Genomic DNA, 20539 nt, shown 5'->3' with positions numbered 1-20539 from the left:
CCTAACACAATAGCTGAAATAGAAAATTCGCTCATCTGCCTTAGGTAAGAGCGATCCTCGAATGTCGTGAAACACAGGAACCGTATCCGCTAGAATAAGGCAGAGAAAACGTGCCGCCTCAGTAAAGCCGGCTACAAAAATTAGCCTTCAACTCAAAATCAAGCTAACTCTAACGAACCTTTATTGCGTTGCGCCCAATAAATCCTTTCACTTAGATACCTGTAAAACTCAGATGCTGGAGATAAATTATCTGTGTGCATCTGTCGTTAATCAAACATTAATTTAAGCAGCCAAGCCACTCATCAGGCTATCAAGTGAATCACTTACCCTGATCGGTAGAACACAAGCCAACCGTGAATCTAACCAACATCCGAGCTTGTGTTTAATTAAACTGACCCATTTGCAAAAACTCTAGAAAATAGGCCAGCACCGACTACCAAAAAGTAAAGGCACCGTTGAACACAGTGCCTTTAGCTTAATATGCGGATGGCGAGACTCGAACTCGCAAGGCAAAGCCACACGCCCCTCAAACGTGCGCGTATACCAATTCCGCCACATCCGCTTGGAGTTTCTATTATACATGAAAGTCGCCGGCTTTGAAAAGTTTTTTTCCAAATGTCTCAATCGCCTTGCCGGCAACGATTCTAGGCTTCGAGTGCCAGTTCTTGAGCCGGCTGGGGTTTGTCTGGCTTTTACGGCAGACTTTTGGTTAACAGGTTCTTTAACCACAGATAAATACAGATCGGTTAACGGTTGTGATGGATGAATATTGGACTGTCTTTGATCTCAACTGCGTTTTTCTGCCGGCCTAGATCGCTTATCGTCGCCAGAGTTTAATGATATTATCTTTGCCGGCGCTAGCCAGCATCTTTCCGTCAGAACTGAAGGCAACTGAATAAACTTCGTCAGAATGCCCGGATAAAGTATTAAGAACTTCTCCTGTTGCGAGATTCCAAAGTTTAATCGCTTTATCCTTACTTGCACTCGCTATTATCTTGCCATCAGGACTTATTGCCACAGAAACCACATCATCTGAATGCCCCTCTAGCGTGCGAATTAATTCTCCAGTTTCCTGCTTCCAAACTTTAATTGTATTATCATAACTGCCGCTCACAATTGTTTGGCTATCTGGGCTAATGGCTACTGATCTCACGTCTCCAGAATGACCGGCAAGCGTGTCAATGAGCGATCCTGTCCCTAATTCCCAAATCTTAACGGTTGCGTCTTTACTGCCACTGACAAGCGTTTTACCATCGCGGCTGATTACCACGGAATAGACATAATCAGAATGATCTGAGAGTGTATAAATTCGTTTTCCTGTTTCCAGGTTCCAAACTTTAATTTTCTTGTCTTCACTGCCACTTACAAGAGTTTTGCCATTCGGACTAATCGCAACCGTCCAAACCGCTGCATCATGCTCAACAGTGCGAATTAATTCCTCGCTATTTAAATTCCACAGCAAAACTCTCCAGAAAAAACTGCCGGTTGCGAGTTGTGTGCTGTCGGGACTAAAAGCCATTGCCCAAACGGCTGATGAATCTCCTTCTAATGTGCGATTAAGTTTGCCGGCTGTCACATCCCAAAGTTTTATGGTTTTATCTTTGCTTCCACTTGCCAGAATCGTACTATTCGGGTTAAAGGTAACAACGCCAACTGCATCTGAATGCCCGGTTAATGTCTGAAATTGAACGTTTTTCCAATTTAAACCGGCCTGACATTGTTTGAGAAGATTTTGAGTCGGTTGATACTGATTTGAACTTTGGCTAACATTGCTGGCTTCTTTAATACAACTGTCGTAGTTACCTTCTTTATAAAACGCATTCAAGGCAGTCAGCTTGCTGGTTTCTTGCTGCTGTCGCTGAAAAAACTGTTGTAATTTAACTCCTGCATAAATTAATGCAAAAAAAGCCAGCATTGCCCCGATAACAGATCCAATTAATCGCGGATCTTTTTTTCCTAAATTCGGCAGACGCTGGGGTAACTTGAATCGAGTAAATCGAGGAAAATTAGTCGGAACTTTCTCTTCAATTTTAGCAATATCTTCATCTCTGAGTCCTAAAACTTGCTGCAAGCGTTTTAACTCATCACGAGTATCCTGGCTGAGGGGATATTCCTGGTTCATCGCTTCCGTTAATGCTTGCTGATATCTCTGGGATTTCTGCTTATAATCTTGATAAGGTTTTAAAACTTCTTCTTCAATGTCTTCAGCGTCTTCTGAGGGCAATTCTAAACTACTACGAAGGGCATCTAATATGCTTCGACCAACCACAGAAATTTCACCGCGACTGCTAGCACGGCGTTCAACTTCTTCACGATAAATTGTGAGCTTAGGAACATGAATTCCCGACCGATCCGTAATTTTGATAAGATCGGCCAAAACTTCCGTTGCTGACTGGTAACGCTGCCGGTAGTCATAACGCACCATTTTATCTAAAATATCTGCGAGTTCCACACTGACTAGCGCCAAGTGTCGCCAAGAAAGTTCTCCTTTATTCGGATTAAGATTATCTCTGAGTTTTGGTAAGTCGTAAATTGGTAAGCCGGTGAGTCCTTGAATCGCAATCATTCCCAACGCATAAAGATCGCTATTCAATTGAGGATTGTATTGAAATTGTTCCACCGGCATATATTCTAAAGTGCCAATCCGCATCGTCGGCGGCATCTGGCGCTGGGAAAATTGACTGCCGATTTCTTTAACTGCGCCAAAATCAATCAAAACTAACTTATTGTCTGGATGCCGGCGGATTAAATTGCTGGGTTTAATGTCCCGGTGAATCACGCTATGCCCATGCACAAAGACCAAAATCTCTAACACCTCTGTCAAGATGCTGACAACTTGGTTTTCAGTGAGTGGTTGCCCGGTCAAAATTTCATTTCCTAGGGAGTGACCAGGAACGAATTCTTCTACCAAATAAAATTCTTTATTTTCCTCAAAATAAGCAAATAACTGAGGAATTTGGTCGTGCTGACCTAATTTTTCAAGAATTTCCGCTTCTTTGTCAAATAGGCGTCGGGTTGTTTCGAGCATCTGTGGATCATTACTCGAAGGCTTCAGATGCTTGACAAAACATTCTGGGTGCCCTGGACGGCGCGTATCTTTTGCCAGATAGGTTTGTCCAAATTCCGCTGAACCGATAACTTCAGTGATTCTATAACGTCTATCTAAAAGTTGTCCGATCATAACGGAGCACCCCAGCGCTTTTTTGGTAGATTATGACATGAAATACTTACATTCCCATTAACTCAATCGGCTAAATTGAGCAATAATGCCCACCGGCACCCGAATGCGTTGTTAAAACTCTGCCATTTGGCCATTCAAAGAAGCCCGATGGTGACGTCTTAAATACCAGCCGGTTTTCCCCACACAACCCCGGAAACCACAGCGGCAGATGTGCAAAACAGCGGAAAAAAGGGCCAAAAGCGGCAAATTTATCAACATTCCGCGCTTAATCTTACCTGAAGTATTATTCTGTAATTGTTACGGTAGGAATCCTCTGTGCTGCCGGCTGTTGCTTTGTTAGTTTTTAATGATTCTTGTTAGCAACCGGCATTTTTTGCGCCGGCAAGCCCGATAACCAAGCAAATCAAGAGGCTGTGAGCCGGCTGGGCAATGCGTCAGGATTATACTCTTCTGGGCAACAGGTGCAAGAAGATGCCTGCAATCTGCCATCCTAGGAAGGATGCCGGTGTCTAAAATTGCTCACTAAAATTAGGCTTAATAGAGTTCAAGTCCCAATTAACCAAAGGCAAACGCTGCAATGGCTCAAATCATCAAAAAAATTTACCTACACTGGACAGCCACCCCTTATGATTGGGCGCAACCCGGTCACTATCACACAGTAATTTTAGGAAATGGCACGGTTAAACATTTAACTGGCTACGATCAAGCCCTTAATTACCATACAGCCGGTCGCAATCTAGAATCTGTGGCATTAGCTGTATCTTGTATGGGCACAGCCGGTTGGACTTCTCCCCCTACAGCTATTCAAATCGAAAATATGTGCAAAGAAACTGCCCAACTCGCTTTTAAACTTGGTTGGCAGCCAGAAGATATCAATATCTATCGCGTCATGACTCACGCAGAAGCGGCAGCCAATCGAGATTGCCCCATCGAAAAAGCCAAGCAAGTTTCCGGGTTGCGCTTCCCAACTTCAACGCCTCAAGCTGAGGAATATATGGAGAAAGCCCGCCAGTTGGGTTTGCCTCACGAAAATTACGGCCCTTCTTCTTGGTTTGATGGCTGGCCGGGGGGATTTGTTGAGCGCTGGGATTTGTGGCAATTAAAGCCTTCAGATCGAGAAGGGGAGGGAGGATTAATTTTACGAAATAAAATTAAGAACTACTTAGTTAAAATGGCGGTTCCAGAAGTTATTGTCAAGCCGCCTACCAGTGACAAAAAAAATGAATGTCCAATTTATTTAGGTTCTCAGTTAATTGCTACCGGCTATCTTCTGTCAGACAATCGTTGCTACGTGCAACTTTCAAAACTTACCGCAGCTTATGGCTTTTCTATAACTTTTAATCAAAAATTCCGTTACGTTAATTTGCAAGCGAATACTCTGAAAGCTAAGTATTTAGCGAATTCTCCTTTAATCTTGGGTTATCCGGTTATCGATATTTATCTCAACCGGCCTCAAGATGCACAAGGTGAAACGATTAGCGATCAAGACTTCCCAGTTCAGCCATTCATGCAAGGCATCATTATTGAGAATTCTACCTACGTTTTAATCGCTGATTTCTGCAATGAGTTAGGGATTCCGTACACCTTTCAAACTTCTGATCGCTCGCTTCGTTTGAAAGCCTTGCCGGCTACCAAGTGAAAAATATTAGCTCCTGAAGTTAGATCACTGCGGCTCAATTGTCAACCCGTTTTTTTTAAGCGGGTTTTTTATTGTTCAAAATAAAAACTTTTGTAGTAATAATAACAAAGATTTTAATTGCGGTGATTGTTACTATAGCGAATCCGCGCGCCGGCCCACTGAAGTTTTTCCCGCAATGTTTGATAGTAAGAGTAATTTTCCCGAAGAATAATAAACTTTGCCTGACAGTCAGCCATCCGCACATCAACCCGCTGTCCAGGCCAAATAGAAGTGGCTAGCACGCCATCCATCCAAAGCTTTGTGTTCAGATCGCGGTCTTGCAGCGGCCAAATGCTAACGACAGAACCCGGAGGCAAAACAATTGGCCGGCTGGAAAGACTAAGAGGGCAGATAGGCGTCACTGCAATCGCTTCCATGCCATCGTGCATAATCGGGCCATTGGCTGATGCCGTGTAGCAGGTGGAGCCGGTGGGAGTGGCCACAATTAACCCATCTCCCTGGTATTGATCCACCACTTCCCCATCCACTTCCATTTCTAGAATAGAGGTGGGCATCCGATCAACGGAAGCCGGTTTGACACACATCTCATTGAGTGCGAGAAAGCGCTCACTAGCCGGTTCGAGATTTGTGCGATTGCCTTCAAATATCATCGCTTGCAGCATCATCCGCCGCTGAACCGCATAACGATCCTCAAGCAAGCGATCCCAAACCTGTTCACTTGGTTGAAATAACTCGGTCGGTTCGGTCAAAAAACCTAAATGGCCCCCTACATTTACGGCCAAAATTGGGATGCCATCGGTTGCCAGTTGCCTTGCGGCTGCCAATGCAGTGCCATCTCCCCCTAAGACGAGGGCCAAATCAATTGGTGAGGTGGCAGAGGCTAAAAAAACCGGGTAAGGATTATCCTTTGCCCCACTGGGACCCATCAAAACATGACAACCGCGACTTTCTAGCTGTCGGGCGCATTGTTCTGCCACACGCCGACTCCCATCGTCTCCCGCCTTATGTGCGATAATGACCTGCTTGAGTTGCACGTTTTGCGATTTTAAAGTTTAAATTTTAGATTTTTTAACCACAGATGGACACAGATAAACACAGATATATAAGATAATTATCTGCATTTATCTGCGTTTATTTGCGGTTAAAAATCTAACCTTATTTGTCACCACTTCAACAAATTAAACTGTTCCATATCCACCGTATCGCGGTTGCGATAGATAGCAAGAACAATTGCCAGACCGACTGCGGCTTCGGCTGCAGCCACTGTCAGCACAAACACGGAAAACACTTGTCCTTTGATCTCTTGCGGGTCTATAAAGTTGGAAAAACCCATTAAATTGAGATTGACAGCATTAAGCAGCAACTCAATGGACATCAGCACTCGTACTGCATTTCGGCTGGTAATTAATCCAAAAATGCCAATGCAGAAAAGTGCTGCCGCTAATAATAGGAAATACTGGAGTTGCAGTTGCATGAATCCGGTTACTCTCTATCAATCAAAACTGCTGTAGCCTAAGTTTCTCTTATTTACTGAGGGGAGTGGGGGAACCCTGAGTGCTATCTCCCGCTGTTGAAGCCAGTTCACGAGGACGTTCTGGCAGCGTCAACACCGGCGGCTTAGCTAACTGGTTGGACCCTGGATCGGGCAAGAACTCCCGCCGCGCTAAAATGATCGCGCCGACCATTGCGATGAGCAGCAATACGGATGCTAACTCAAAGGGCAGTAAAAAGTCGGTAAAGAAATGCTCTCCAATGACCACAATGGAGGTTCCACCGGCTGCGGTTGCCGTGGAAATCGCCCAAGGAGTGGTGACAACCATCGTACCCAAGAGTGCAAATAGGCCGGCACATACGAGTGCGGTTGCCCCCCGGCGTATCCACGCATTGGGAAGGTAGACAAAATCTTCACGCTTGTTTACCAACATGATGGCAAACAGAATCAAAACGTTAACCGCACCCACGTAGATTAGCACCTGCGCCGCCGCCACAAAATCGGCGTTCAGCAACAGGTACAACCCTGCAATGCTGATAAATACACCGCCCAACAAAAAGGCTGAGTAAACAATATTGGAGAGTAGCACCACACCTAATGCCGCTCCAATCATCATCACAGCCAGCAGGCCAAAAGAAACAATCTGAACGCCTTCTGCTATATTCACTGTTTTGTCCTTTGTCAGTTGTCAGTTGCCAGTGGCTAGTTGCTAGTTGAGGGTTGCTGTAGCCGCTAGCCCCCAGACCTTATTTTTCCATTTCCTCAAGAATTTCCTCTGGACGCTTACCGGCACGACGGGCATTTGCCGGCAAGTCGTGGGCACTGTCTACCCCTTTGGGCAGGTAGGCGAATTCTCGCAGAGGCGTCACCATTGGGTCATCTGTGACTTTGTAAGGCAGCCGTCCGAGGGCGACGTTGTCAAAGTTCAACTCGTGCCGGTCATAGGTTGCCAGTTCATATTCTTCTGTCATAGACAGACAGTTCGTGGGGCAATATTCCACACAGTTGCCACAAAAGATACAAACGCCGAAGTCAATGCTGTAGTGCTTGAGCTGTTTCTTTTTGCTTTCCTTAATAAATGTCCAATCCACCACCGGCAAGTTGATCGGGCAAACCCGCACGCAAACTTCGCAGGAGATACACTTATCAAATTCAAAGTGAATTCTCCCCCGGAAGCGTTCCGAAGGGATGAGCTTTTCGTAGGGATACTGCACTGTAACCGGACGCCGGCGCATATGGTCAAAGGTAACGGACAGTCCTTGACCGATATACTTCGCAGCTTGAACCGCTTCTTTGGTATAGTTACCGACTTGGTTAAGAAACTTTAGCATGATGTTCTCAATCTGTCTTTTCAGGTTTTAAGCGATTTGCTTTTTCTGAGCGGTTAGCGATGAGCTTTCAGTTGTTTGAGCCTTAATTTTGGGGAGGGTTTAGCAGATCATTGCCGCTTCAATAATCCTCCCCAAAAAACTGAGTGCCGGTTAACCGCCGAAAGCAAAGGGAAATGCCAGCTTCAGTGCTGCAGTGAGCAGCAGGTTTACCAGCGCCACCGGCAACAGGAACTTCCAGCCCAGATCGAGCAGCTGGTCAATGCGGACGCGTGGGACAGTCCAGCGCAGCAGGATGGCTAGGAAGACAAAGAAATAAGCTTTTAGCAGGGTCATTGTGATTCCCAGGGTTGCGGTAATCATCTGTACCCAAGGAGTTGTTTCACTGACACCTAACCAGCCGGCTAGCATCCCCAGGGGAATCGGAAAATCCCATCCTCCCAAATAAAGCACTGCCACCAGCAGGGAAGAAAGCACGAGGTTCACATAGGAAGCGAGATAATACAGAGCGAACTTCATGCCGGCATACTCAGTCTGGTATCCCGCCACCAACTCTTCTTCGGCTTCTGGCAAGTCAAAGGGTAGGCGTTCGCATTCTGCCAAAACCGCAATCCAAAAGATCAGCAAACCCACCGGCTGACGCCAGACATTCCAGCCGATAATTCCATAGCCAGATTGCTGCTGCACGATGTCGATGGTGCTGAGGCTATTGGACATCATGGCGATCGCCAGTACCGACAGCGCCAGGGGAATTTCATAGCTGATTGACTGCGCTGCTGCGCGAAGTCCACCTAGTAGGGCGTATTTGTTGTTCGAGGCATAGCCTGACATCAGCAAACCAATGGGCTGAATGCTAGACAGGGCAATCCACAAAAATACGGCCATTCCCACATCTGTAATTACCAGATTCTGTCCAAAGGGTACGATCACGTAGGACAGAAAGACTGGAATGACGACAATAATGGGTCCTAGGGTAAACAGCAATGGGTCAGCTTGGCCGGGAATAATATCCTCTTTGAAAACCAGCTTTAGACCATCAGCAACGGGTTGCAGCACGCCAAGAGGGCCAGCAAATTCTGGGCCTATCCGCTGTTGCGCTGCTGCTGAAATTTTTCGCTCTAGCCAGACTGCCACTAGCACGCCTACAGTGGACCCAACCAGCATCAGCACCATCGGCAGGGGCAACCAAAGGACTTGGGCGATCTCTGCCTGCACCCCCAAATCTATGAGGGACTGAATAAAAGTTCCTTGCAGATCAATTCCTGGGTTCATGTTTCCCGTTTAGATGATAGATTATGAAGATTTTTTACCGCCCCACTGCTTAGTATATCGCTCGACGGTTTACACCAGAAAATTCAGAGTGAGACATTTTACTTATTCATACCCCAGATAATTGATTATCGTTTTGGAGCAATTAGGTTATTTTAAGAGATTTATTTTATGAATTGGCCAACATTGTTCAAACATCTGATTCAATCACAGCGACCATCCAAAATTGATATTGATATAGAGCGGGTCTCAATTGGATGAAAGATTGGGGAAAGTCAGAAATACCTTAGGGGGAAGCCCCCAAACCCCCCTTTGGAGGACGGTTGCGTCCCCCAAACCCCTCTAAAACGGGTGATCTGTTGAGCGTCAAGACCGGCAAGGGTGGTTCTCAAGGAGTCATAAGGAGCCATTAGGGTTTGAAACCCTAGATTGAACAGTCGTGAGAATGGTTATAAAAAACCTTCAGACTGAAAAGGCTGAAGGCTTTTGTTGTTAAGAAATGGCAATGCCCCCCGAAGTGAGACTTAGCAAGTCAGCTTCCTCTTCTTCAACTAACGTTCTTCGATGGGAACGTAAGGAGCAGCATGATTGCCGGTGTAAATTTGGGTAGGCCGGTAGATCCGGTTTTCCGCCAGCTGTTCTTTCCAGTGAGCTAACCAGCCGGCAACCCGTGCGATCGCAAAAATCGGGGTGAACAAGTCGATGGGAATGCCCATTTTGCGATAAACCAGGCCAGAGTAGAAATCCACATTGGGATAAATGCCTTTATGGGCTAGTTTTTCCTCGACAGCTTTCTCCAAGGCGACGGCGATATCATAATAATCGTCGTGGCCAAACTTCTCAAAAAGCTGTTCGGCGAGGTGTTGCAGAATTGTGGCTCGTGGATCTTTGACTTTGTAAACTCGGTGGCCAAAGCCCATAATTTTCGACTTGCGCTGCACACAATCTTCAACGTAGGCACGGACATTGTCTACAGAACCAATCTCTTCCAACATTGTGATCACTTCTTCATTCGCGCCCCCATGCAAGGGTCCTGCTAGGGTTCCTACTGCTGAAGCCACCACGGCGTAAGGATCGGTGAGGGTAGATGCGGTCACTCGTGCCGAGAAGGTGGAAGCATTAAGCGTGTGTTCTGCATGAAGGGTGAGGCAAACATCAAACACGCGTGCTGCCAGAGGATCGGGTTCCTGCTCAGTCAGCATATACAGAAAGTTGGCTGAGTAGTCCAAGTCATCGCGGGGTTGGACGGGGTCGTTCCCATTCCGCATGAGCTGGAAAGCTGCAACCATCGTAGGAATTTTAGCGAGCAGCCGCACGACTGCATCGCGGATATAAGCGGGGTTATCTAAGGCGCGACGGGAATAGAACAAGCCAAGAGCAGCCGCACAGGCTTGCAAGGCATCCATCGGGTGACCGCTTTCGGGAAAACATTTCATCATATCCCGGATGCGATATTTGATGCGCCGGTGGTAGCGAATTTCATGCTCAAAGGCTTCTAACTCTTCCTGGGTAGGAAGTTCACCCCAGATTAATAAATAGGAAGTTTCCAGAAAAGTGCTTTTTTCTGCAAGTTCTTCAATAGGAATACCCCGATACTCCAGCACCCCTTTATGTCCATCCACATAGCTGATGCTGGATAGAGTAACGGGAACCCCTTCTAAACCGGGCTTAAATTCTAACCCTATCTTTAATTCACCGGCGGCAGTCATAGCTCTACTCTTTACTTGAGTGAAATATCATTAGGCTAACTTACCAGAAACTCTGGTGGTGTTCCTGGTTTTACATAAATTGTTGAACACCGGCTACACCAGTAAGAACTTGGGCGCTGTTAGCCAGAACATCAAACTCCGGCCCACCGGCAGCCCAGTGTCTGGCAGCATTAAACCGATGATGCCGGCTTTTTTGAGGACGAGTCCCTCTCGCGCTTCCCCCCAAACCAAGATTTCAGCCCAATTTGCCAGATCCGGCTGATGACCAACCAGCGCTAAACTAGTGCCGCCGGCTCGCAGCCAGGTGTCTAACCAACCCAGCCAGCTGCTGATGTCACCATTCGGGGCCAGGAATTCTGATTCTTCGATTTTGCCAGACAAATCGGCTGTTTTCAGGATGTCAGCGGTTTGGCGAGCTCGCACCAAGGGACTGGTGAGTATTAAATCAAACGCGATATCCATCTGGTGTAGCCGTTTAGCCACCTGCTTGGTTTTGCGATGGCCTTCTTCTGTGAGCGGGCGTTCTTCGTCGCGATCGCAGTCTTGCGGGTCTACTGCAATGCCGTGACGGATAAAGTAGAGTTTTGCGGTCATGGATCGTCAGATATGGGCGCGGGTAGAGAGGATGTTATCTAAGGATGGGGCATGAAGCCTCAAATGTGGGGTAACTAAGCCCAAACAGCCGGCAACAGACAAAAAACTATTCTGTTTGGATCAAGTCATCCTTGGGACTGACCAACCTGAGCAGCTTTTGCTTGATTTGGGCATCAAACACTTCCCACTTCATCCGGGCATAGTCTTTATTTTCGTTGCAGCCAGAGAGAAATCCCATCGGAATTTCAAAGCCTCCCGCCTGACTTCTGCCACCCCCAAAAAAGCGCCCGTGGGCATCTTGGCCAAAAGCTTCTTTAATAAATTCGTCAGGATCGAGGGTAATTTTATCGGTTCGCAGAGAGCCGGTGACGACTTCGAGTTCTTCGTCCTCATCGTGAACAATCCCGTAAACGACCGCAGTATGGACGTTTTCTTCGGTCAGTAAAAAGTCGGCAGCTTGGGGGATGGCATCTCTGTCGTCGTAACGTAGGTAGCCCACACCGGCAATAGAAAAGTTATTTTGAACAATACGGTTGTGCAGTGAGCGCTCTATGACATCCATCACCCGTTTAGAGCGAGATGCCTGGAGCACTGCACTGAGCAACTGGGCGTCATAAAAGCGGCTGAGGTAGGCGGCTGCTAAGAAATCCTCTTCTTGAGCAAGTCTCATGCCGCCGGTATCAGACCGCAACCCGTGCATTAAAGCGGTGGCACACTTGACATGATCCGCAATGCTGCTATCAAGCTTGAGCAAACCGGCTTGGAGATAATGGGTCAAAATTGTTGCGGTTGCTCGTGTGGAAGGGCGAATATCCAGAAATTCTGGTTTAAGATCGGCCTGCAAACTGTGATGGTCGATAACGACGGTCATGGGGATGCCGGCTGACAGTACCAGCTGGGTTAATCCGCTGGTAGTGCCTTGGTTATCGATCAAAACGCAACCGTCATATATCGATAAATTTTTATTTTTAGCGGTTTCAACTGGAAAGCGCTGCACCGGCAACCCTGTGAGTTTGACTAGGGCGATGTTTTCTTGATGGCTGAGAGCGCCGGCGTAGACAATGTCACAGTGAATGTCATATTGCTGGGCGATTAACTGGTACGCCCAAGCACCCGAAAGGGCGTCTGGGTCAGGGAAATCCTGTAAAATCACCAACTGGCGCTGGCCTCTATGCCGTTCTAGGGTTTGGCGAAAGGCTTCCACTTTCTTTTCTAGGAACTGAGCCGGCGTTTTCGCAAGGCCGTTAGACACTGCGGGCGGTATGATCACCGCAACGTCTTGCTGACCCAGATTATTGTTGGGTTCTCCACCTGAGTAGGTCACTGGCTCCTCAATTTTTTTTATTAAACTGACACAGAACTTTAGTCTGCATCTTTTGGGTACGGGTTTTTTGTTTGCAGCCGACAATTTCTAGGCTGAAGAAGAGGATTTGCTTGTGCGAAGCAAAAAAATTTTATACCAGTCGTGGCTCGACTGCTTCCAAGCTATGCTGCCGACCGTTGCTCAATTGAATCTGCTACTTTCTAATCTTGACAAAAAAAATAGGATGGGGGAATACGTCTGCCGGCATGGAGAATAGCGAACTGTGCCTGGGCGATTAAAACACCCCAAAGGGCGCTTTGGTGCTGCCACTCGACAGATGCCGGCACATAGATTATCGGCGAACTCTCGCCGCACAGCAGAGTTCGCCGATAGCCCATGCAAAAAGCCCCCGCATTTCATTCAATGCTGGGGGCTTAGCTGCTACCAATCACATATTTTTGCCATTCATCATGCAAGCCGGTTTTTAGGTATTTGCTGACCTCGAAGTAGAGACTGCTGTACGGTTGACGCGGCGGATACTCCAAAAACATATTGGCTTCTTTTGGGGTGCGATTGCCTTTTCTGACATTACATCGCACGCAAGCTGTTACGATGTTTTCCCAACTATCACCGCCCCCCCGTGAACGCGGTATCACATGGTCGAGCGTTAAATCATCACCAGTGTAACCGCAGTATTGACAGGAGTGACTGTCCCGATGGAGGATATTTCGGCGGGTTAGGGGAATTTCCTTGTAAGGAACCCGGACGTAGTAACGTAGCCGAATTACCGTTGGCAGCGGGAATTCGGCATAGAGGTACTTGCCGTTGTGTTCGACTTGTTCCGCTTTACCCTTGAGCAACAAAACGACCGCACGTCGCCAGCTGGTGATGTTCAGCGGTTCGTAGGAGGCGTTAAGGACTAGAACCTTGCCCATTGATATATCGATATAGCGAGAAGATTTTTCACAGATGGTAACACAGCTGACACTCAGTCTGCGGATTTGTAGAGAGAGGGGCATGGGGCATAGCTGCGCCAACCTAAAGGTAGGGACATGGGGGAGATGATGGTTAATGCCTAGGATTCTAGATGTCTTCCTGTGAGCAGATAGGTTGTCATTTCTCCTTTACCTTTAACTTGGATCGGGTCTCGTTTTTGAAAGTGATATTTATCGCGCAAACGCTCGTAGGTGCCGGCTGTGACTTGAATGGCACCGGGAATGCCCTGAGACTCCATGCGGCTGGCGGTATTGACGGTGTCTCCCCACAAGTCGTAGATGAATTTTTTGAGTCCGATGACGCCGGCAACTACGGGTCCGGTGCTGATGCCAACCCGGATTTCAAGTGCTTCGCCGGTGCGGGCGTTAAATTTAATAATAGCCTGCATCATATCTAATGCCATTTCGGCAACCGCTTCAGCATGATCATTTTGGGGCACCGGCAAACCACCGACGACCATGTAAGCATCCCCAATTGTTTTAATTTTCTCTAACCCGTGCTTTTCAGCTAGATGGTCAAATGCTGAGAAAATTTGGTTAAGTAACTCGACGATTTCGGTGGGAGAAATTCGAGCAGAAAGTTGGGTGAAGCCTACAATATCGGCAAATAGAACGGTGACTTCCTCGAAGCTGTCGGCAATGGTTCTAGGATGCAGTTTTAGGCGCTGAGCGATCGGTTCTGGCAAAATATTCAGCAGGAGAAGTTCTGATTGTTCCTGTTGATAACGCAGGGCTTCTTGCGCTACTTTGCGATAGGTGATGTCTACAACAGTGCCTTCGTAGTAAAGCAGGTTGCCGGTGGGATCACGAACGGTGCGTGCGTTCTCTGAAATCCAAATAATGTTGCCATCTTTGCGATAAATCTGAGATTCAAATTCAGCGACAGCGTTGTCTTTTTCAATTGCGGCAATAAATTCGGCACGCCGGGTTGCATCGATATAAATTTGCTGGTTGATGTCACGGATATCTTCAACGAGTGCTTCTGTAGAGGAGTAGCCATAAATTCTAGCCAAGGCTGGATTTGCTGATAAAAATTGTCCGTCTGATGTGGTTTGAAAAATGCCTTCTGTGGCGTTTTCAAAGATAGTGCGATATCTTTCTTCGGCTTGCTGTAATGCTTCTTCGGCTTGTTTTCGCTCGGTAATGTCTACAGCAACAGCAGCGACTCCGATGGTTTTTCCGCTGTCGTCAATTAGGGGCGTATTGTACCACTCACAGGTAATAATTCTTCCATCTTTGGTGATATTTTCGTTGGTGCTGCGAGTGCCGCCGGCTCGGGCTAAAAGGGCTTGTTGAATTTTCTTGACCCGAGTTCTAACGCTTTCTTGAACGAGTAAGTCGGCTGCATGACGACCCATCACTTCATTTTTACTGTATCCAAAAATTGATTCTGCGGCTGGGTTCCAAGCAGTTATTTCAAAATCTGTATTCCATTCAATGACCGCGACTGGGGTTTGCTGAAAAAGTAGTGAAAGTCTTTGCTGAGATTTTCTAAGTTCTTCTTCTGCTCGTTGGCGTTCGGCAATTTCTGCTTGCAATTGATCATTGGTTTCTCTTAATTCTGCTGTACGTTCTTCTACTCGAAATTCTAGCTCTTCGTTTGCCTTGCGAAGAGCTTCTTGGGCATGAACTCGTTCGCCCATTTCGCCTTGCAATTGGTTGACAGCTTCTTTGAGTTCTGTTGTACGTTGTTCTAGTCCGCGTAGAAGTTTACCAACTTGCTCGGCCATTGTATTAAAGCTACCGGCAAGTAGGCCAATTTCATCTTTTGTTTGAATGTGAACCCGCACTTCCATGTTGCCGGCGGTGAATTGAGAAACTTTATTGGTTAAGTAAATAATCGGTTTAGCCAATAGTTGTGCGATACTGAATGCAACAATTGTGACGGCACCGGCAATGATGGTAGCTAACAGTAATGCGACGCGAGTTTGGGCTTGAATAGGGGCAAGAAAGACGGCCTGTGGCTGGGCAAAGACGGCAAGCCAGGGTTGGGTTTTGAGTGGGGTGACTGCGATTGAGTTGATTTGATCGCCAGTTCCTGTCAGTTGAGTTTTGAAATAAGGCTGAGTGGAGGCGTTTTTTAAACCTTTTTCAAAGTCTGGTAGGTTGGTTGATAGTTCATCTGCCGACGACAAATTGGGTAGCCGTTTTTCTGCTTGCAATTGTTTGAATAAAGCCGGCTTTAACGGCACAACCGATTTAAAAGTGGATGCCGGTCTGATACCGTGGGCTAGGTGAATGTAATGTTCGTCCAGTAAAATTGCAAATGATTGCGACCCTGCCAGTCCGGTTTGCAAACTCACTAATTGCTGCACAACTGTGGCGTTATAGGATACGCGCAGCACTCCGATCATTTCTCCGGTGGCATTGCGGACAGGACTACTAAAATATAGGTTAACTAAGCCGGCAACGGTTGGGGAAAACCGCATTGTGGAGACGTAGGGTAAGCCGGTTTTAAGCGGTTGAGTAAAGTAGTCGCTCTTGGATTCGTCTTGACCGATATAGGGCGTATAGGTATCAAGTATATTCTGCCCTCGTAGATCCAGCAGGGCATAGGAGAAGATATTTACGGTATCTTTACGGCTGAGACTGCGTAAAGTCGCCCTAGCCATTGCCTGTTCAGCACTACCGGCTCGTTCTGAGGCAGGAAGGCTTAAATATGTAGCCAATCCGGGTAAAATCGCCTCGACGCGAACAGCGTTGAGATTGTTATTGATAAAGGCGTCTATGCTGGTTGCAGTTTGAGAGGCTGCTGCAAATAAGGCTTGGTTGGCATTGTCCCTTAGTGCCGCTTCTGTGGTGTGTTTATTGACAACAGCCAGCAAGCTCAAGGGGATGAGTGCAACAACCAAGAAGGACACGATCAGCTTGGTGCGAAGAGTGTACAGCCTGGACTGCCTCATACCATTTTGGGTTTATGCGTGGGCTTTGGTTTGACTAGACTAGAGTGAGTAAATTTCCGATGATCGTAGCATTTCCATTGGTAGGAAATAATCAGGGCTGTATAGTCACATGGTATCACTTGTTCCTAGGGCTGTAGAAACGAGGGTTCTAGCAACTTATTAATGTTAGGATGCCGGCTGAGGTTGCCGGTTTTTACAAAGAAATTGGCGTAGAGCTGCGCCGTATAGTGTAGAGATTCTAGGGTGTTTCCCGGTACAAAGGTTTTCAAATTATCATTTAATGTGAGTAACTCGTAGCCCTTTAAAGAAATTGTTTCTGGTTGAAGTTTTAAGGCTTGGGCAATAATTTTTTTTCCTTCTTCTGGATGGGCTTTCCAGAAATCTACGGCCTGAAACCAAGCTCGAACAAATGCCCGTACATCATCGGGACGTTCGCGCAACACTGACCCTTGAAACACCATCACATCTGGAATTAATCCGGGTGTTTGGGCACTGGTAAACAGTACATTTAAGCCTAATGCAGTGGCTTGTGACACAAAAGGTTCCCAAGTGCTGCCGGCTGGTATTTTCCCTGTTTTTACCAGTTCTGGGACGCTTTCCCCCTCTGCATTGAGCAGTGTTACATCTTCAAGAGTAAGACCATTTGCTTCTAGCATTTGGGTGACAAACAATTCATTAAATCCACCGATGCTAGTCCCAATTGATTTGCCTTTTAACTCCATTACTGTTTTGATTTGGGGTTGCGCCACTACTGCATCCGCACCGGCTGAGCGATCAATGGCGAAGATAATGTGTGCGTTCGGATTATCAGCACTGGCGATCATGATGTTACCGAGTGCTAAGGTAATTCCATCCGCTTTGCCGGCATTAAAATCAACCACTCTTTCTGAAGCATTTTCTGTAACGAGTGTTTCTACACTCACACCCTGCTGCTCAAAAAAACCTTTTTCTTGAGCGAGTATAATCGGTAAATATCCTGGCCACAAATCGTGAATTAGCCTTAAGGGCGGTCGTTCTGGGGTGGGTGAACCGATGAAAAAACACGCTGTCAGAAACAATGCACTTATGAAAAAAAGAGCAACGAAGCGTAAATGTAAATTTTTCATATTCACTTACGAGTTATTTTATTACCCTTTTTGCAATGCTTTTAAAAAAGCGGCATTGAGTAATTTATTAATCTCTAAAGGCCGAGCAATGCCTCCTGTACGGATATAAAAATTAGAGTAAAGTTGGGCGGTGTGATATAATGAATCTGTGGTGTTGCCTGGTGTAAAGGTTTTCAAATTATCATTTAAATTGAGCAATTCAACCCCTTCCAGAGAAATGGTTTCGGGGGAAATTTTTAAAACTTTAGCAATCAGTTCATTTCCTTCTTTTAAGTTGGCTTTCCAGTAATCTACTGCTTGAAACCAAGCTCTTGCGAAAGCTCGTACATCTTCGGGCCGCTCACGCACCACAATCCCCCGAAATGCCATGACATCTGGAATTAACCCAGGCGTTTTATCGCTAGTAAACAGGGTGCGCCCACCTGATTTTACGACTTGCGAAACGTAAGGTTCCCAAGTTTGGCCGGCTTGAATTTCTCCGCTTTTAATTTGGGCTGGAATTTTGTCTCCATCTACATTAATCAGTGTGACATCATCGGTGGTAAGACCGTTTTTTTCTAGCATGGTGGCGACAAATAATTCACCAAATCCCCCTAAGCCGGTTCCGATTGTTTTCCCTTTTAAATCAGCGACACTTGTAATGTTAGATTGGGCAACGATGGCATCAGCACCAGCCGAGCGGTCAGTCGCAAAAATAATTTGCACATCGGGATTTTTACCGCTGACAATTCCAATGCTACCCATTGCCAAGGTGACTCCATCATAATTGCCGGCACCAAAATCTGCCATTTGCGCCATTGTATCTTCAGAATAAAAGGTTTCTACTTTAACTCCCTGCTGGGCGAAAAAACCTTTTTCTTGAGCGAGGGCAACCGGCAAAAATCCAGGCCACGCATTGTAAGCCACCTTAAGCGGGGGGGATTCTGTTTTAGGGGGAGTAAGCGTTACGTTTTTGCATGAAATTAGCACCAATAAACTGAGAAAAAACAAAGAAAGTATTTTAACTTTGATTCTCCTGTTTCCGACCCGGAATGAACCCCAAAACCATCTTGATAATTTCATAACTGTCACGCCTGTTCTGAATTTAGAAAAATTGAAGTTTTGCCTATACCGAGCCAGATTCATCAGGTAGTGTTTCAGTTCCTAAACACCTACTCTGCTCAACTAAAAGCTAAACTGTGTTCTAAAATTGCCAACAAAAATGGTAGGATTGTCGCTAAAGTTGTTGGGGTTTCCGATCACATACAAGGCTGGAACAATTGCCAAGTTATCAGTAATTGGGAAATAGTAGGTTGCTTCAAGCTCGAATTGAACGCCGCCGTCACCACCCCCAGATGCAAGAAATTTTCTCCCATCTAAAATAGAAAAGGGGACGACATAGGAGAGCGTAGCCAGTGCGCCGGTGCGGCCTAAATTTGGAAAAGCAAGCCCTGCTTGTAGAGATTGGGCGTTAAGATTTCCGCCGGCAATCTCTGAACTCACAGGATCTACATGAGTGCTGAGATAGCTATAGCGCCCAAAAACACCGATCCGGGGCGTAATTAACCAATCGAAGTTTAGGCCAAAAACATCGGCAGTTGCATCATTAACACCACCGCCAAAGCTATCATCGAGTACCCCGATCACTGGTTTAATACTGCTAATTATTCCATTATCAGCATCAATATTGTAGCGGTCGTAGAGTAACCGAATATTAGCATTTTCGTTGGGAGAATAAGTTAACTCGGCTGTAATTGTATTTGTGCCGTTAAAAAAACCTTTGCTAGGATCGGCTGCGGGACGAGTACCAGGGAGAAATTCGTTATTCTCGCTGAGATAGCCAACCTGCAGGAGCAATTGCTCATTTAAATTCCACTGAAGGATAGCACCGGCACCTCGTAAAGGATCGTTAACCAATGTGCTGTTAACCGAGTTAAAGCTGCTTGCGCCGGTTAAAAAGTTGGTGAAATTGTTGAGATCAAAATAACGAAACCAATCAATTTGTGGGCCGACAGTTAATTGAACAGAATCAGTGACAGGAAAGCTATAAGATAATTCTTTAATGACCAGTTCGTTAGCATTCACCCCAGCAACTGCGTCAGTAAAAGGCACCCCAAATGTGTTAAAAAGGCCGGCAGAGGCAAATTCATTGGCTGGAGAAATCCCGTTTCCGACCGCAAGTTGCGTGATCAAGGCATCGTTGCCGGTGAAGGAAGTGGTAAGTTCTAGCCAGATTAAGTTGCTAAATGTGGTGTTAGCCTCACTGACTGTTTCTATTTCTGGCGCACCGTCGATTCGGTTGCCGGTTTCTCGTTTCACATTACTGCCAACTGTGGCTCCTGTTAAGTTAAACCAAGCAAAACCATTGAGGACTGTTGTGGTGGAAAATTGATTGGCTTCGAGTTCAGCGCTGCGAGTTTCTAAAGCATCCACACGTCCCCGAATGGTTGCGAGTTCAGCAGAGAATTCTGCTTGTAGTTGCTGCAATTTTGCTAAATCTTCTTGAGTAACCAAGTCAGTGGAATTGGCAGGAATGACTTGTGCTAAACTCTCAAGCGCAGCATTTAAAGCGGCTGCAAATTCGTAGCGTGTCATCGCTCGATTTCCCCGGAAAGTGCCGTCTGGGTAGCCGGCAATCACTCCATATCGTTCTACCAGAGATTGCAAAGCCTGAAAAGCCCAGTCGGTTGGTTGCACATCAGACAATTGAGAAACCGAAGTGACTTGCGCCATTTCATCACTTTGGGCGGAGGAATTCGTTTCGCCTTCTGCGTTGATTAGAAGCGATGAAGCCGGCAATGTTTGCGTTTCTGTGCTGGAATGCCGAATAAATTCAGGCGTTTCTGAAATTTTAACTGGCTCACTCGCTGGTAAATTTAGGCTTGCTTTCACTTCACTCGCTTTCTTGCTGGCGTGAATTTCTACTGCTACTGCCGGTTTTAAGATTACGAATTGTAAAACAACCAGTTCAAGCAAAGTTGTCAAGAGCAAAGCAAACGGACTATTCATTTTTGACATTTGAGAAAAACCACTGAAATAAG

Annotated in this window: 18 protein-coding genes and 1 tRNA gene; 3 read left to right on the top strand and 16 right to left on the bottom strand. The window is 46.4% G+C overall.

The features are described 5' to 3' along the window. Nucleotides 1–481: 481 nt before the first annotated feature. A tRNA-Leu gene (locus H6F56_RS14455) sits at nt 482–562 on the bottom strand. Here H6F56_RS14455 and H6F56_RS14450 point away from each other — a divergent pair. After that, on the top strand, nt 533–766 hold the full coding sequence (locus H6F56_RS14450; protein WP_190669334.1) for a hypothetical protein: 234 nt from the start codon (nt 533–535) through the stop codon (nt 764–766). The genes H6F56_RS14455 and H6F56_RS14450 overlap by 30 nt on opposite strands. Before the next feature lie 51 nt (nt 767–817). On the opposite strand, the gene H6F56_RS14445 is transcribed toward H6F56_RS14450, so the two are convergent. Next, the gene (locus H6F56_RS14445) at nt 818–3181 is read right to left on the bottom strand and encodes a serine/threonine-protein kinase (RefSeq protein ID WP_190669332.1); all 2364 of its coding nucleotides are present in this window, start codon (nt 3179–3181) and stop codon (nt 818–820) included. Between the two features lie 353 nt (nt 3182–3534). On the opposite strand from H6F56_RS14445, the gene H6F56_RS14440 reads away from it, so the two are divergent. Together H6F56_RS14440 and H6F56_RS14435 are read left to right on the top strand one after the other, a co-directional pair. Continuing rightward, nucleotides 3535–3675, top strand: coding sequence for a hypothetical protein (locus tag H6F56_RS14440; protein ID WP_190669330.1), 141 nt, complete (start codon nt 3535–3537; stop codon nt 3673–3675). Nucleotides 3676–3758: 83 nt separating this feature from the next. Further along, nucleotides 3759–4820: a peptidoglycan recognition family protein gene (locus H6F56_RS14435; RefSeq protein WP_190669328.1), complete on the top strand. Its 1062-nt coding sequence runs from the start codon at nt 3759–3761 to the stop codon at nt 4818–4820. Between the two features lie 113 nt (nt 4821–4933). Here H6F56_RS14435 and H6F56_RS14430 read toward each other — a convergent pair whose 3' ends face one another. The 14 genes from H6F56_RS14430 to H6F56_RS14365 all read right to left on the bottom strand — a co-directional run bounded on the left by H6F56_RS14430 (nt 4934) and on the right by H6F56_RS14365 (nt 20507). Beyond that, nucleotides 4934–5854, bottom strand: coding sequence for an NAD(+) kinase (locus H6F56_RS14430; RefSeq protein WP_190669325.1), 921 nt, complete (start codon nt 5852–5854; stop codon nt 4934–4936). A 128-nt stretch (nt 5855–5982) separates the two neighbouring features. Continuing rightward, on the bottom strand, nt 5983–6288 hold the full coding sequence (gene nuoK / locus H6F56_RS14425) for an NADH-quinone oxidoreductase subunit NuoK (RefSeq protein ID WP_199312911.1): 306 nt from the start codon (nt 6286–6288) through the stop codon (nt 5983–5985). 55 nt (nt 6289–6343) lie between these two features. After that, the gene (locus tag H6F56_RS14420; protein ID WP_190669321.1) at nt 6344–6979 is read right to left on the bottom strand and encodes an NADH-quinone oxidoreductase subunit J; all 636 of its coding nucleotides are present in this window, start codon (nt 6977–6979) and stop codon (nt 6344–6346) included. Between the two features lie 79 nt (nt 6980–7058). Next, on the bottom strand, nt 7059–7643 hold the full coding sequence (ndhI, locus tag H6F56_RS14415) for an NAD(P)H-quinone oxidoreductase subunit I (RefSeq protein WP_190669319.1): 585 nt from the start codon (nt 7641–7643) through the stop codon (nt 7059–7061). A 150-nt stretch (nt 7644–7793) separates the two neighbouring features. Next, complete coding sequence (gene nuoH / locus H6F56_RS14410; RefSeq protein WP_190669317.1) at nt 7794–8912, bottom strand: NADH-quinone oxidoreductase subunit NuoH; 1119 nt, start codon at nt 8910–8912, stop codon at nt 7794–7796. A gap of 548 nt (nt 8913–9460) precedes the next feature. Then, nucleotides 9461–10618 carry a citrate synthase gene (locus tag H6F56_RS14405; RefSeq protein ID WP_190669315.1) on the bottom strand — a complete coding sequence of 386 codons (1158 nt, stop codon included), beginning with the start codon at nt 10616–10618 and terminating at the stop codon, nt 9461–9463. A 93-nt stretch (nt 10619–10711) separates the two neighbouring features. Continuing rightward, nucleotides 10712–11212 carry a phosphohistidine phosphatase SixA gene (gene sixA / locus H6F56_RS14400; RefSeq protein WP_190669313.1) on the bottom strand — a complete coding sequence of 167 codons (501 nt, stop codon included), beginning with the start codon at nt 11210–11212 and terminating at the stop codon, nt 10712–10714. 106 nt (nt 11213–11318) lie between these two features. Further along, nucleotides 11319–12479, bottom strand: coding sequence for a bifunctional oligoribonuclease/PAP phosphatase NrnA (locus H6F56_RS14395; protein WP_323798590.1), 1161 nt, complete (start codon nt 12477–12479; stop codon nt 11319–11321). 257 nt (nt 12480–12736) lie between these two features. Then, nucleotides 12737–12913, bottom strand: coding sequence for a hypothetical protein (locus H6F56_RS14390; RefSeq protein WP_190669311.1), 177 nt, complete (start codon nt 12911–12913; stop codon nt 12737–12739). Nucleotides 12914–12949: 36 nt separating this feature from the next. Beyond that, the gene (locus tag H6F56_RS14385; protein WP_190669885.1) at nt 12950–13450 is read right to left on the bottom strand and encodes an HNH endonuclease; all 501 of its coding nucleotides are present in this window, start codon (nt 13448–13450) and stop codon (nt 12950–12952) included. Nucleotides 13451–13590: 140 nt separating this feature from the next. Next, nucleotides 13591–16413, bottom strand: coding sequence for an adenylate/guanylate cyclase domain-containing protein (locus H6F56_RS14380; RefSeq protein WP_190669309.1), 2823 nt, complete (start codon nt 16411–16413; stop codon nt 13591–13593). 125 nt (nt 16414–16538) lie between these two features. After that, on the bottom strand, nt 16539–17519 hold the full coding sequence (locus tag H6F56_RS14375; RefSeq protein ID WP_190669307.1) for an ABC transporter substrate-binding protein: 981 nt from the start codon (nt 17517–17519) through the stop codon (nt 16539–16541). A gap of 21 nt (nt 17520–17540) precedes the next feature. After that, nucleotides 17541–18581: an ABC transporter substrate-binding protein gene (locus H6F56_RS14370; protein ID WP_242032008.1), complete on the bottom strand. Its 1041-nt coding sequence runs from the start codon at nt 18579–18581 to the stop codon at nt 17541–17543. Between the two features lie 102 nt (nt 18582–18683). After that, nucleotides 18684–20507, bottom strand: coding sequence for an iron uptake porin (locus H6F56_RS14365; RefSeq protein ID WP_242032007.1), 1824 nt, complete (start codon nt 20505–20507; stop codon nt 18684–18686). Between the last annotated feature and the right edge of the window lie 32 nt (nt 20508–20539).

Origin of the sequence: Microcoleus sp. FACHB-672, assembly GCF_014695725.1 — a bacterium.
Classification (GTDB): Bacteria; Cyanobacteriota; Cyanobacteriia; order Cyanobacteriales; family Oscillatoriaceae; genus FACHB-68.
Note: the sequence above shows the minus strand (reverse complement) of the source record. Positions and strands in the feature narration are given on the sequence as shown.